This is a genomic window from Streptomyces sp. NPDC093071 (assembly GCF_044754545.1).
GTDB lineage: Bacteria > Actinomycetota > Actinomycetes > Streptomycetales > Streptomycetaceae > Streptomyces.
Genome location: NZ_JBIVPH010000001.1, coordinates 392,623 through 405,968, shown reverse-complemented (window position 1 = coordinate 405,968; position 13,346 = coordinate 392,623). Strand labels below are relative to the sequence as shown.

Below are 13,346 nucleotides of genomic sequence, written 5' to 3'. Positions count from 1 at the left end.
GTACGGACCCCGCCCCACCCGGCCCCCGGCAGGGGCCCGCCGTGCCGGGCTGCGGGAGGGATCACGTCCGCCTACGCTGGCGCTGTCCCTTGAGCACCCTTTGCCTGATTGATCGTTCTCGTTCTGTTCTGCGGGGCCCTCTCCGGCGGGAGCGCCATGGCCGTACCCCAGCCCGTCCTCATGCCGCCCTCCCGCGCGGCCCTCTTCCTGGTGGTGACCGTCCACCCCGGCGCCGAGGCCGCCGTCCGGGACGCGCTCCAGGACGTCACCGGGCTGACCCGCTCGGTCGCCTTCCGGGCCCCCGCCGACGGCCTCACCTGCGTCGTCGGCATCGGCTCCGAGGCGTGGGACCGGCTCGTCGGCGACCCGCGCCCGCGCGACCTGCACCCCTTCCCCGCCCTCCGGGGCCCCCGTCACCGCGCGCCCGCCACCCCCGGTGACCTGCTCCTCCACCTGCGGGCCCGGCGCGCGGACCTCTGCTTCGAACTGGCCCGGCTCCTCCTGGACCGGCTGGGCCCCTCGGTCGCCGTCGTCGACGAGGTGCACGGCTTCGGCTACTTCGACGAGCGCGACCTGCTCGGCTTCGTCGACGGCGGCGAGAACCCCCTCCGGGACCCTGGCCGCCGAGTCCGTCCACATCGGCGACGAGGACCCGGGCTTCGAGGGCGGCAGCTACGTCGTCGTCCAGAAGTACGTGCACGACATGGCGGCCTGGGACGCGCTCCCCGTCGAGGAGCAGGAGCGGGTCATCGGGCGCAGCAAGGCGGCCAACGTCGAGATGCCCGACGACGTCAAACCCGCGAACTCGCACGTCGCCCTCAACACCGTCACCGACGAGAACGGCGACGAGCAGAAGATCATGCGCGACAACATGCCGTTCGGCCGGGTCGGCAGCGGCGAGTTCGGCACGTACTTCATCGGCTACGCGCGGACGCCCGCCGTCACCGAGCGCATGTTGCGCAACATGTTCCTCGGCGACCCGCCCGGCAACACCGACCGCATCCTCGACTTCTCCCGGGCCGTGACCGGCGGCCTCTTCTTCGTGCCGAGCGCCGACCTCCTCGACGACCTCCCCGGCGCGCCGGACGCCGCCGCCCCCGGGGAGTCCCTGGGCATCGGCGGCCTGAAAGGAGCCCGAGCCTCGTGACGACCCCCGAGGGCACCACCAATCTGCACCGCGCGCTCGCCCCGATCACCCCGGCCGCCTGGGCCGGGATCGAGGAGGAGGCCCGCCGCACCTTCCGGCGCCACGTCGCGGGCCGCCGCGTCGTGGACGTCCCCGACCCGGCGGGTCCGGAACTCGCCGCCGTCGGCACCGGACACCTCTCCGCCGTGGACCCGCCCGCCTCCGGCGTCACGGCCCGGCTCCGCGAGGCGCGGCCCCTCGTCGAGCTCAGGGTGCCGTTCACCGTCACCCGGGCCGCCGTCGACGACGTCGAGCGCGGCGCCCAGGACTCCGACTGGCAGCCCGTCAAGGAAGCCGCCCGCGCCTTGGCGTTCGCGGAGGACCGCACGGTCTTCGAGGGGTACGCGGCGGCCGGCGTCGAGGGGCTGCGCGCCCGCAGCTCGGACCCGGTCGTACGGCTGCCGGCCGAGCCCCGTGGCTACCCCGACGCGGTCAGCCGCGCCCTGACCGCGCTGCGGCTCGCGGGCGTCGACGGCCCCTACGCGCTGCTCCTCGGCGCCGACCAGTACCGGGCCGTCAGCGAGACCTCCGACCACGGCCACCCCGTCGCCGCGCACCTCGCCCGGATGCTGGACGGGCCCCCGATCTGGGCGCCCGCCCTCGACGGCGGCTTCGTCCTCTCCACCCGGGGCGGCGACTTCGAGCTGCGCCTCGGCGAGGACGTGGCCATCGGCTACGCCTCCCACGACGCGGACACGGTCGAGCTGTACTTCCACGAGACGCTGACCTTTCTGGCCTACACGGACGAGGCCGTCGTCGTCCTGGAGGTCTGAGCCGTGCGCGCCCGGCTGCTCGGCGCCGTGCCCCGGCTCGTCGGGGCGGCGCTCGTCGGCGCGGCGGTCGGCGCCCTCGTCGCCGTCCCGACCCACGCCCCGCTCGGCGTCCTCGCCGGGATCGCCGCGGCGGAGACCGCCTTCGTCGTCGCGGGCTGGGCCGTCCTGTGGCCCATGGACGCGGCCACCACCCACCGCAACGTCCGCCGCGAGGAGTTCCGTCCCGTCGTCGAGGAACTCGCCGTCGTCTCGACCTCCCTGGCCGGTCTGGTCGGCATCGTCGTGCTGCTCCTGGTCGGCAGCACCGACCTGAGCCACGCGGCGGCCGCGACGGCCCTCTGCGGCGTCTTCATGGCCTGGGCGGCGCTCCACCTGATGTACGCCACCCGCTACGCGTACCACTACTACGTCCTGGAACCGGACGGCGGGATCGACTTCAACACCAAGGCCCCGCCCCGCTACAGCGACTTCCTGTACTTCAGCTTCAACCTCGGCATGACCTACCAGGTCTCGGACACCAACGTCTCCACCGCCGGGCTCCGCGCGATCGTCCTGCGCCACTGCCTGCTGTCGTACGTCTTCGGGGCCAGCATCCTGGCCACCACCATCAACCTGGTCACCGGCATCGTCACGGGCTGAACCCCCCCCCGGGCCCCCGGGAGTTCAGCCGCGCCACCACGGTTCGCGGACGTACCGGCTCTCCCCGCTCACGCAGTCGAGGCCGTTGGAGATATCCGCGGCGTCCAGGTTCCACCCCACGACGCCGTCGCCCTTGCGGCTCAGCTCGATCAGCCGGTCGTCCGCCGTCCCCGCGCCGCTCGTCACCCGGCACGTCACGATCGACGTCCACGCCTGTCCGTCGAGCGCCGAGACGAAGAACAGGACCGGCAGCACGACGACGGTCAGGACCAGCGCCACCCCCTGCTCCGCCCCGGCGGCCCGGCGCAGCCGGCCCGGCGGCCGGTACCCGGTGTCGTGGTGCTCCTCCCCGTCCCGCGGCCGGTGCACCCGGCGCCGGCCCGTCCGGTACTCCTCGATCACGCCCTGCCGCAGCGCGAAGGAGGCGAGTCCGGTGCCCAGTCCCACCACGGCCCGAAGAAGCAGGCGTCGACGACGTCCACGGCGATCGGGGTGACGGCCGTGAGCCCGAGTCGCTGGAGGGACCGGGTCCGTCCGCCGCACGTCGGCACCGCGCCGCGCGCGGCGAAGAGGGCGAAGAGCACGCGGGAGACGACGACGGCGAGCACCGACCCGAGCAGCGGACCGGTGATCACCATCCCGAGCAGGATGTCCGGCCAGTTCGCCGGCTCCATGCCCACGAGCACGTCCCGGACCGCGTCGCCGCCGCCGACCGTGTAGGTGAGCTTGGTGACCGGCACGGCGAAGAGCAGGGCCACCAGGACGGTGTGTCCGGGCCCGCCCTTGCGGTCGGCCTCCCTGAGCCCCTTCCGCTCCCGCCCGGCGTCCGCCTCCCGCACGGTGCGGTCAGCCGACCGAGACCACGGTCGCGGTCGTCCGGCCGCCGGGCTTCTCGTACGTCACGGTGTCCCCGGCGCCGTGGCCGAGCAGCGCCTTGCCGAGCGGGCTGTCGCCGGTCACCAGGGTGGGGTCGAGCGCGTCGGCCAGCTCGGCGATCCGCACGGTGCTCTCGGTGCCGTCGTCGAACCGCACGGTCACGCTGCTGCCGACGCCGACCGTGCCGGCCGGCGGGGGAGCGGCGGCGGAGGCCTCCTCCAGACGGCCCTCGATCTCCCTGATGCGCCCGTTCAGCCGGTCGGCCTCGTCGGCGCGCATCAACTCGTCGGCCTCGTCGGCCCTGTCGCCCGTCTGGTCGCCGCCGCCGTCCCGCAGGGTGGAGGCGACCGCGTCGCGCTCGGAGCGCAGCTGGGCCAGCTCCTTCTCCAGCTCCTCGCGGGCGACGGCGTTGATGGGCTCGGGTCCACCGGTCATTCCTGCTCCCGTTCAGACGAGGACGCGGACGAATGCCGCGAAGATCCTAAATGAGTAATTCATGACGTTATCAGGCGTGGTGCGCGTGGGACGCGAGGACCGACCGCGCGACCTCGTACGGTGATCCGGAGAAGCCCGACCGACAGGGAGAAGCGCACGATGGCCGTCGTCCACCGCACCACGATGCAGCCCGGCAAGACGGAACTGCTCGCCGCGTGGCTGCCCACCCGTCCCTGGTACGCGGGCGGGGCCGGCGGCCCGCGACCGGTCGGGGCGGGCGGGTTCCGGCTCGACGACCCCGAGGGCGAGGTGGGCATCGAGTTCATGGTCGTGACCGACGGCACCGGCCCGGACGCGGTCGCCTACCAGGTCCCCCTGACCTACCGTCCGGCCCCGCTGGCGGGCGCCGGGCACGCCCTCGTCGGCACCGCCGAGCACGGGGTCCTGGGAAAGCGCTGGATCTACGACGGCCTCCACGACCCGGTCCTCGTCGAGCGGCTGCACGCCCTGCTCGACGGCCGCGCCGAGCCGCAGGACCGGAACGCGACCGACACCCCCGACCCCACCGTCACCGTCTCGCCCCTCGCCCCGGGCGGCACGGGGACCGGAGCGGAGCCCGTACGGGTCGAGGAGGGCCCCGACCACACCGACGTGGTGGTGCAGGAGCCCGGCGCGCCCGCGCCGCTCACCCTGCGGGTGCGGCGCGTCCTGCGCACGGACGACGGACCGGACGGCGGGACGGAGGACGGACCGGCCGACGGCGACCGGGGCCGGGTGACGGGCGCATGGCGGCGGCCCGACGGGACCACCGCCCGGGGCACCTACATCACCGCGCTCACGGTCTGAGCGCCGTCGCCAACTGCGCCCGGGAGCGCACGTCGAGCTTCTGGTAGATGCGGGTGAGCCGCGCCTCCACCGTCTTCACGCTCAGGTACAGCTTCGCCGCCGCCTCCTGGTTGCTGGCGCCCTGGCCCACGAGCCGGGCCAGGCGCAGCTCCGCCTCGGTGAGGGAGGAGAGCGCGGACACCGTCTCCTCGCCCCCGGCGCCCGCCGCGGAGCCCTCGCCCGCCGGGGTCTCGCCCGCCAGGGCCAACCACGGCGCCGCCCCGGCCCGCTCGAACACCGACGCCGCCTCCTGTAGCGCGCTCTGCGCCGCCGACCTGCGCCTCCTGCGGCGCTCCACCCGGGCCAGCGCGATCAGCGCCCGGCCCCGTTCGAGCGGCAGCCCGGCCCGCCCGAAGTCCCCGGCCGTACGGGTCAGCAGTTCCGCCGCCTCGTCCGTACGCCCCTCGGCCGCCAGACACAGGGCGTGTGCCCGGTCGCAGCCGAGCAGGACCGTGGACCGCCCGAGCCGCTCCGCCACCGGCCGCACCTCCGCGAGGAGCGCCAGGGCCTCCCCGACGGCGTCGTGCGCGAGGAGCGCCTCGGCCAGCTCCTCGTGCCAGCGCAGCATCGACGGGTCCACGGTCGACTGGGCGCGCTCGTCGGCCTGGACCCGGCGCAGGGTCTCCAGGGCGGCCGCCACGTCCCCGTTGATCAGCTGGACCCGGCCGAGCGCGTACCGGCTGCGGGAGAGGAAGACCCGGTCGCCCTCCTCCTCCGAGGCCTGCACGCTGCGGCGCGCGTAGCTCGCGGCCCGCGCGAAGCTGCCGCCCGCCGTCTCCGCGAGCGCCAGCGCGTACCAGGCGGGCCCGGGGGAGAGCCCCGCCTCCAGGGTGAGGGCGAGCGACTGCCCGGCGTGCGCGAGGGCCGCCCCGCACGGGCCGATCCGGGACTCGATCTCGGCCAGCGTGCGGAAGAGCTCGATGGCGTCCTCGACGGAGCCGCGCCGCTGCACCAACGGCAGCAGCGCGCCCAGTTCGTCGCGGGCCTCCAGGAGCCGGTCGTCGAAAAGGGCGTGACGGATCGTCAGGATCTGGGCGGCGTTGCGGATGCCGAGGGGCCGCTCGGCCAGTTCGAGGGCCCGCGCCTGCGCGAGCACGGCCTCCGCGTCCGGCGAGCCGAGCGCCCGCTCCATCCGCGCCTGCACGGTCAGCGCCTGCGAGGCCGTGCGCGGATCGCCCATCGAGGCGGCCAGCGCGGCCGATTCGACCGCCGCCGTCCGCGAGCGCTCCGGATCGCCGTCCGCGAGCACGTACTTGAGGGCGAGCCGGAGCTGCACGGCGGCCCGCAGGGCGGTGTCGCCCTCGGAGTCCTCCATGGCGTGGACGTACATCTCGTCCAGGCCGGTCAGGCCCTGGCCCGCCGTGTCGAGGACGGCGAGGCGCGCCCGCACCCGGTCGGCGGGCACCGCGTCCCGGGCGAGCAGGTCGGTCGCGGCCCGCATCGCCAGGTCGGCGCGGGCCGCCCGCGCGGCCTCCTCGGCCGCGTCCACGAGCCGCGCGATCCGCCGCGTGCCGTGCCGGCCGGGCGTCGACTCGGCGGCGAGCAGGGCCAGTTCGGCGGCGAGCGCGCTGTTCCCGCGCCGCCGGGCCAGATCGGCGGCGGCCGCGACCTCGGCGGCCAGCTCCTCGTCCGGACTGTCGGTGGCGAGCGCCCGGTGCCGTACGGCCTCCACGGGGTCGTCCACCACCTCCGCGAGGGCCGCGTGCCCGGCGCTCCGCTCGGCCCAACAGGCGTCGTGCACCAGGGTGGAGGGCAGCAGCCCGGCGGTGAAGGTCACCGAACCGTCCTCGGCGAGCGACACCAGGTCGGCCCGCTCCGCCGCCGCCAGGTCCGCCTCCGCGTTGGGCCGCCCGGCCCGCCGCACCAGCGTCGCCGACGGGCGCAGCGCCAGGGCGGCGAGCAGCAGCGTCTCCCGTACGGCGGGCGGCGCGGCGCCCAGGAGCTGGCGGGCCAGGTCGCGGGCGCGCCCGGAGAGGGTCAGGGCCTCGGCGTGGTGCACGGGGGTCCGCGCGTCGGCCAGCGAGCGGCCCACCGCGAGCGCGAGCCGCGGATTGCCGCCGCTCGCCCGGTGGATGCGGCCGGCCATCCGGGACGGCAGCCGGTGGTGGATGAGGAGTTCGGCGATCTCGTCGGCGTGCAGCGGCGGGACGCGCAGCACGTCCGCCTCCGACGGCACCCAGAGGTGGCTGGCGTGCGGGTCCTCGGAGCGGTGGGGCTCGCCGTACGGGTCGTGGGCCTCCCCGTACGGCTCGGGGGTCTCCACGGCCACCACCCGCAGCGCGGGCGGCGCCAGATGGAGCGCGAAGCGCAGCAGGTCCGCGCTGTCCGGATCCACGTGCTGCACCCCGTCGACGACGAGAAGCACGGGCCCCCGGCAGGTCAGGGTGCGCAGGATCTGGGCGATGCCGAGGCGCAGCGCGATCGGGTCCCAGCCGTCCGCGTCGATCGGCGCCTCGCGGCAGAGCATGGCGACGGCGGTGCGCTGCGGACCGGGCAGCTCGTCGAAGACCCCGGAGGCGAACACGCCGGTGGTGTACGGCCCCGGGGCGGCCGGATCGGCGGCGTAGGGGCCGCTCGCGTACGGGCCGGTGCCGTGGGCCCCGGCGGTCTGAGCTGCGGGGGTCTTGGGGCCGCCGGGGGCCGGGAGGGCGGGAAGGGGCGTCCCGGGCGCGGCCGCGTCGGACGGTTCGGTGCGGACGGCGCCGGAGCCGGGCCAGGTCACCGTCGCCGCCACGGAGGCGACGAGCGCGGCGGCCGAGGCGCCGGGTATCTCGCGGTCGGACGGCAGCGACGCGAGCCACAGCACGGTCTCGCCGCGCGCCTCGGCGCGGGCCGCCCCGGCCAGCGCGACCTCGGTCTTGCCCACGCCCGCGGGTCCGGTGAGCAGGGCGCGGCCCCGTGTGTGCAGGGCGCGCTCCAGCCGGGCGAGGAGTTCTTCGCGGCCCACCGGCGCGGGATTGGCCCCCACGCCCGCGGGGCGCAGGGCGACGTGCGGAGCTGTCGTCACTGTCCACCACCTCCGGCCGCTCGGGCCCCCGGCCCATGAGCCCCGTGCGCAGAGAATACGGAGCCCACCGGCGGAGTCCAGGCCCCTTGTCCGGCATACGGACAGCGCGCTCCGGTCGCACGCGCTCCCACAACGCCAGGACGCGCCCGTGGTGTAGACCACGAGCGCGTCGCTGACCAGCAATGATGCTGATGTGGGGGGTGGGTCGAAGGTGGTGCGGTGGTGCTTTAGAAGGTGAGGCTCCAGCCGTTGATGTAGCCGGTGTCACCCGTGGCCACATCGCGGACCTGAAGCTTCCAGGTGCCGTTGGCGACCTCGCTCGACGCGTCGACCGTGTAGGTCGTCACGACGTTGTCGGCGCTGTCCGAGGACGACGAGGTCTTCAGGTTGCGCACCGTGCCGTCGGGGGCGACCAGGTCGATGACCAGGTCCCCGCGCCAGGTGTGCTTGATGTCCACGCCGACCTTGAGGGCGGCGGGGGCGTTGCCGGTGCGGCCGGTGACGCCGATCGAGGACGACACGGTGGTGTTGTCCGGGATCGAGACGCGCGTCGAGTTGCTGAAGACGGTGCCGGTCGGCGGCGTGGTGCTGGTGACGGCGTTGACCGTCTTCGCCGCGTCGGCGATGCCCGCGCCGCAGCCGCCGGTGCAGGTGCCCGGCAGCGGACGGGCGTTGGCCTTGATCGCGGACTCGATGTCGGCCGGGGTGAGGGTGCTCTTGGCCGACTTCAGGAGGGCGGCGAGGCCGGCGATGTGCGGCGCCGCCATGGAGGTGCCCTGGTAGGGCTTGTAGTTCTCGGCCGACTGGGTCGTCGTGCCCGAGTTCAGCGTCGAGAGGATGCCGTTCTCGGGGGTGGTGACGGTGCCGGGCGTGTCGGTGGCGCGGCGGGTCTCGCCGCCGGGCGCGGCCACGTCCACGATGGTGCCGTAGTTGGAGTAGAACGACCGGTTGCCCTCGCGGCTGGTCGACGCCACGGTGATGACGTTCGAGCAGTTGGCGGGGGTGAAGCCGGAGGTGTTGGCGTTGCTGTTGCCCGCGGCCACGACGACGGTGGTGCCGCGCGAGACGGCGCCGTTGATGGCGGTCTGGTAGACGCTCGGGCAGGTCGAGCTCGCGCCGCCCAGGCTCAGGTTGACGACCTTCGCCGGGGTCGGGTTCGCCGGGACGCCCGGCACGGTGCCGCCGGAGGCCCAGGTGATGGCGTCGGCGATGTCGGCCGACGAGCCGCCGCACTTGCCGAGCACGCGCACGGGCTGGATCTTCGCGTTGTACGCGATGCCCGCGATGCCCTTGGCGTTGTTCGTGACGCCGGCGATGGTGCCGGCCACGTGGGTGCCGTGCCAGGAGGAGGTGGAGGCCTTGGAGCCGGCGCCGCACTCGTTGTCGGTGGCGTTCCAGTCGCCCTCGTCCTTGGCGTCCGCGTCGCGGCCGTTGCCGTCGCGGGCGTCGGCGGAGGTCGAGATGAAGTCGTAACCGGCGACGACGTTGGCGGCCAGGTCCGAGTGGGCGGCGTAGCCGGTGTCGATGACGGCGACGGTGACGCCGGAGCCGGTCGTCTTGTCCCAGGCCGTCGGGACGTTCATGCCGCCGGTGGGCTCGAAGAGGTCCCACTGCTTGGCGTAGTCGGTGTCGTTCGGCGTGACCGCCATCGCGTAGGCGCGGATGTCGGGCTCGACGGAGGCGACGGCCGGGTCGGCGCGGAACGCGTCCATGACCTTCGTCACGTCCTGCTTGGTGGCTCCGTCGCCCAGGTCGACCAGGGCGCCGCCGGCGGCGAGCCGGCGCTCGAAGGAGAGCTTCTCGCCCGTCTTCGCGGCCTTCTCGGCCGTGTCGCTCTTCGCGGCGGCGTTCGAACCGGCCTCGGCGGCCTGGTTCTTGTAGGTGACGATGAGCTTCTCGACCGGGGCGCTGGGCAGCGCCTGGATCGCCTGCGAAACCGGCGCGGGCTTCGGGGTGGGAGCGGCCGGGGCGGCGGCGAACGCCCCGGAGGTGGTGGCAGCGGCACCGAGGATCGCGGCACCCGCGACCACGGATATGACTCTCCGCCTGGAACCGTTCAAGGTGTGGCCCTTTCGATGACGACGTAACTGCGAAGCAGTGGCGGCGGCGCGGGACACACGGGGCGAAGTGGGGTCGCGATCCGGCGTTCCCTGGGCTTGGGGGGCCCGTGCGCCGCCACCGGCGCGACGGCCCGGGTCAAGGCCGTCACCGGCGGATGCCACCCTTCTCATGCACCTGTCATGGTGCGACTCGGAGGATGATATCTGCCGGTGCGGAGGACAGTAGGGAACGGGGGGGTGAACCCGATACGGGGAAAACCCTTGTCACCCCTCAGGGGGTGGCGGGGGGTCGGTGAGGGGGAGGGGGTTCCGGCCGGTTCAGCCCAGTTCGAGCGTGGTGACCCCGAAGACGCGCTCCCGGGCCACCGGGCGGACGGGACCGGTGTACATCCGGGCCGTCTCGAACGTCGGCTCCAGACCGCGCTCCAGGGCCAGGCGCGCCGCCGCCGGATTGACCTCCGGCATGTCGACCGCGATCCGGTCCGCGCCGAAGCCCCGCGCCTCGGCCGCGAGTCCGTCGAGCAGGGCCGCCGCGTCCGCCGGGCCGTCCGCGAACAGCGGCCCGATCCGGGCCTCGTCCTGGGCGGGACGAACCACCCCGTATCCGGTCAGACGCCCGTCGACGACCCGGGCCAGGGCTCGGTGTCCGGGGGTCGTCAGCCAGGCGGAGAGGAACCGCGGCCGGTCGGCGTGGTGACAGGCGCCGTCGTACGCCGCGAGGGCGTCCGGACCGACCCGTCCGGCGGGCACCAGTCCGGCCGGCGGGGCGTCCGGGGCCGGGACCCCGCCCACGTACCGCGCCGTGCGGTACGCCGTCGTGAAGCCGGAGCGCCGGTAGTTGTCCTGCTGCGCGGGCACGCCGTCGAGCCCGACGGCCCGGTCGCCCGCGTGGACGAGCGCGGCCCGCCAGGTGGCCAGGCCGTACCCGAGGCCGCGGAGCTCGGGCCGTACGAGGTAGAAGCCCAGGAAGGCGTAGGCGTCGTCGTAGCCGACCACCGAGACGGCGGAGACGGGCTCCCCGTCGATCCGCCCGAGGAAGAACCCGCGGGGGTCCTGCGCGAAGAACGCCGTGACGTCGGAGACCCCCGGGTTCCACCCCTCCTCGACGGCCCAGGAACGCACCAGCGCCCAGTCCTGCGGCGTGGCGGGGGAGACGGTCGGCGTGCCGGGGGCCATGGGGTGTCCTTCAACGGCCGGGAGCGGACGGGGAGTGCCGCGATGCCCGGACGGCGGGGCGGATATCCGGGCAAAGCGCGCCGAGCATAACGCCGTACGGGCTGCCGCCCGACCTGGACCGATGGAATCCGGCCGTGCCGGGGACGGGGGCGTGCGCCGGTTGCCGGCGGGTCCGTGAACGGCGCCTCGCCGGGCGCCCGTGCGGCCCCCGCCACCTCTCTGCGGGCGCGGCCCGCCGACGTGCGCCGGTTGTCGGCGGTCTCGTCGGGCCGTCCGCATTGCCCCGCCGCCTCCGCGCGGGCGCGTCCGGAAACGACCCCGCCCCCAGGGGCGCAGGCCCGGTTCAGTGCACCAGGCGCAGGCGGGAGGAGGCGATCGTGAGGCGGACCGTCTGGCCCCAGGTCAGTTCGAGCGCGTCCGATTCGACGCCGTCGCCGAAGGCGATCAGGCGGTCCGACTCGACGGTGAGGCGCAGGCCCCGGCCGGGGCCGAGGAGGCCCTCGACGCGGGTGGTGCCGGTCGTCGGCGACGGCCAGGCCTCCCGTACGAACCAGGCGAGCCGGGGGTCCGAGGGCGCGGGCAGCGCGAGGGCGCTGGAGCGCTGCTCCCACAGGGAGCGCAGCCAGCCCGTGGCCCCCGTGCCGGTGCCGACGAGCACACCCGACGACGCCTGGGCCTCGGCCGGGGCGTCCGTACCGTCGAGCCCGAGCGTGTAGCGGGCGGTCTGGTGGCCCGGAGGGCCGACGTAGATCTCGTTGAGCGCGAGGAGCCGCTGCGCGTCGTCGGTGACGGCCTCGACCATCGTCAGCTCGTCGGCCGCCGCGCCCTCCTCCGCCGCGTACGGCAGCAGCCGCCGCGCCTGCGCCGCCCGGTGCCGGACCAGGACGCCCGGATTGCGACCCGGATCGGCGTCGATGCCGACGACGGGCTGTCCGGTCAGGTACTTCGCCGCGTTGGCGACCAGGCCGTCCTGACCGACCACCACGACGACGTCCTCGGGACCGAAGAGGAACCGGTCCAGATCGGCGCGCTCCACCCGGCTCTGCCGCCACGCCAGCGGCACCGCGCCCGCCACCTCGGCGAGCGCCCGGTGGGCCCGCTCGTGCCGCTCCCGCACGGCCTCGACCGAGCGGCCGCGCGCGGAGAGGAAGAACGCGGCCTGCCCGTGCGTGCCGTGCCGGGCGAGCAGCTCCTCGTACTCCGTCGTCCGGTGCACGAGCACCGCGCGCGGCGCGAGGCTCACGGCCGGACCCCGCCGGTCCCGCCTCCGCCGTGCTCGCCGCCGAGCCGGGCGAGCAGGCCGGTGAGCACGTCCGGGGAGAGCGTCAGGTGCTCGATCCGGGGCAGGTTCTCGGCGGCCCGCTGCACGGCGAGGGCGTGCAGGACGGCCGGATCGGTCTCCGCGTGCGCCCGCAGCCACGCGGACTGCGCCCCGGCGCGCGCCTCGCCGACCTCGCGCGCGGCCTCCGCCTCGGCGCGGGCGAGCCGGACCTTCCGTACGGCCTCGGCCTCGGCCCGCACCGCGTCGGCGGCGGCGTTCTCCTCGGCCTCGCGGCGGGCGTTGGTGCCGCGTTGCTCGACCAGCCGCTCCTCCTGCCGGGCCAGCTCGATCTTGCTGGCGAGCTCGTTCTCCGCGATGGCGCGCTCCCGCTCGACGGCGACCGCCCGCCGTTCGTAGGTGGCCCGGTCGGCCTCCTGCTGGATCTGCTCCCGGGCGGGGGTGCGCAGGGCGCGCTCGACCTCGGGCTCGGGGCGGATGGCCACGACCCGGACGGCGACGACCTCGATGCCGGTGTCCGGCAGGCGCGGCTCGGCGGCGAGGCCGGTCGCGACGCGGTCCCGGACCGCCGCCACGCCGTCGACGAGCGCGGCGGCGAGGGTGGTGCGGGCGAGGACGTCGAGGGCGTGCTGCTGGGCGGTCTCGGTGAGGAGGGTGGCGATCTGCTCCAGCGGGGTGCCGCGCCAGGCGCCCGTGTCGGGGTCGACGGAGAAGTCGAGCCGGGTGGCCGCCGCGCCGGGGTCGCCGATCCGGTACGTGACGGTGGACTGCACGCTCACGTCCTGGAAGTCGGCCGTGCGGGCGTGGAAGGCCATCGCCAGCTCCCGGTCGTTCACCGGGACCTCGGAGAGGGCGGCGGTGCGCGGCCGGAACCAGAAGCTGAGCCCCTCGCCGTCGTGGACGAGCTTTCCGCGTCGCTGGTGGCGGATGTGCGCGGTGGGCGCGGAGCGCAGATGGCGCCAGCCGGCCCGCCGGGTGATGTCGGCCATGGAAACCCCCTTGTCGTCACGTTGACGATAGGGGGTGGATT

Annotated in this window: 9 protein-coding genes and 2 pseudogenes; 4 read left to right on the top strand and 7 right to left on the bottom strand. The window is 75.2% G+C overall.

Features of this window, described 5'->3' with window-relative positions:
* Positions 1 to 156: 156 nt before the first annotated feature.
* The 3 genes and pseudogenes from ACIQD7_RS01645 to ACIQD7_RS01635 all read left to right on the top strand — a co-directional run bounded on the left by ACIQD7_RS01645 (position 157) and on the right by ACIQD7_RS01635 (position 2,598).
* Positions 157 to 1,147: pseudogene (locus ACIQD7_RS01645) on the top strand (Dyp-type peroxidase).
* Positions 1,144 to 1,959, top strand: a complete 816-nt coding sequence (locus tag ACIQD7_RS01640) for a family 1 encapsulin nanocompartment shell protein (RefSeq protein WP_402438517.1) — start codon at positions 1,144 to 1,146, stop codon at positions 1,957 to 1,959. The pseudogene ACIQD7_RS01645 and the gene ACIQD7_RS01640 overlap by 4 nt, the downstream one beginning before the upstream one ends.
* A gap of 3 nt (positions 1,960 to 1,962) precedes the next feature.
* The gene (locus tag ACIQD7_RS01635; protein ID WP_402438515.1) at positions 1,963 to 2,598 is read left to right on the top strand and encodes a DUF1345 domain-containing protein; all 636 of its coding nucleotides are present in this window, start codon (positions 1,963 to 1,965) and stop codon (positions 2,596 to 2,598) included.
* 24 nt (positions 2,599 to 2,622) lie between these two features.
* On the opposite strand, the pseudogene ACIQD7_RS01630 reads toward ACIQD7_RS01635, so the two are convergent.
* Both ACIQD7_RS01630 and ACIQD7_RS01625 read right to left on the bottom strand, forming a co-directional pair.
* A pseudogene (locus tag ACIQD7_RS01630) lies at positions 2,623 to 3,437 on the bottom strand (hypothetical protein).
* Between the two features lie 7 nt (positions 3,438 to 3,444).
* Entirely contained in the window at positions 3,445 to 3,909 is a 465-nt protein-coding gene (locus ACIQD7_RS01625) for a GreA/GreB family elongation factor (protein ID WP_402438513.1), read from the bottom strand.
* A gap of 159 nt (positions 3,910 to 4,068) precedes the next feature.
* On the opposite strand from ACIQD7_RS01625, the gene ACIQD7_RS01620 reads away from it, so the two are divergent.
* A complete protein-coding gene (locus ACIQD7_RS01620) occupies positions 4,069 to 4,755 on the top strand; it encodes a 1,4-alpha-glucan branching protein (RefSeq protein ID WP_402438511.1) in 687 nt (228 codons plus the stop codon).
* Here the strand turns inward: ACIQD7_RS01620 and ACIQD7_RS01615 are convergent.
* The 5 genes from ACIQD7_RS01615 to ACIQD7_RS01595 form a co-directional block, all read right to left on the bottom strand.
* Complete coding sequence (locus ACIQD7_RS01615) at positions 4,745 to 7,801, bottom strand: AAA family ATPase (RefSeq protein ID WP_402438509.1); 3,057 nt, start codon at positions 7,799 to 7,801, stop codon at positions 4,745 to 4,747. The genes ACIQD7_RS01620 and ACIQD7_RS01615 overlap by 11 nt on opposite strands.
* Before the next feature lie 227 nt (positions 7,802 to 8,028).
* Positions 8,029 to 9,831: a S8 family peptidase gene (locus tag ACIQD7_RS01610; protein ID WP_402438507.1), complete on the bottom strand. Its 1,803-nt coding sequence runs from the start codon at positions 9,829 to 9,831 to the stop codon at positions 8,029 to 8,031.
* A 348-nt stretch (positions 9,832 to 10,179) separates the two neighbouring features.
* Positions 10,180 to 11,037: a GNAT family N-acetyltransferase gene (locus ACIQD7_RS01605; protein ID WP_402438505.1), complete on the bottom strand. Its 858-nt coding sequence runs from the start codon at positions 11,035 to 11,037 to the stop codon at positions 10,180 to 10,182.
* A 343-nt stretch (positions 11,038 to 11,380) separates the two neighbouring features.
* Positions 11,381 to 12,280, bottom strand: coding sequence for a hypothetical protein (locus ACIQD7_RS01600; protein WP_402438503.1), 900 nt, complete (start codon positions 12,278 to 12,280; stop codon positions 11,381 to 11,383).
* Positions 12,277 to 13,305, bottom strand: a complete 1,029-nt coding sequence (locus ACIQD7_RS01595; protein ID WP_351971798.1) for an SPFH domain-containing protein — start codon at positions 13,303 to 13,305, stop codon at positions 12,277 to 12,279. The genes ACIQD7_RS01600 and ACIQD7_RS01595 overlap by 4 nt, the downstream gene beginning before the upstream one ends.
* Positions 13,306 to 13,346 lie beyond the last annotated feature (41 nt).

Excerpts from the sequence above, each read along its gene's own strand:
- ACIQD7_RS01620 (WP_402438511.1), top strand. The coding sequence starts at position 4,069 with ATGGCCGTCGTCCACCGCACCACGATGCAGCCCGGCAAGACGGAACTG.
- ACIQD7_RS01595 (WP_351971798.1), bottom strand. The coding sequence starts at position 13,305 with ATGGCCGACATCACCCGGCGGGCCGGCTGGCGCCATCTGCGCTCCGCG.
- ACIQD7_RS01605 (WP_402438505.1), bottom strand. The coding sequence starts at position 11,037 with ATGGCCCCCGGCACGCCGACCGTCTCCCCCGCCACGCCGCAGGACTGG.
- ACIQD7_RS01625 (WP_402438513.1), bottom strand. The coding sequence starts at position 3,909 with ATGACCGGTGGACCCGAGCCCATCAACGCCGTCGCCCGCGAGGAGCTG.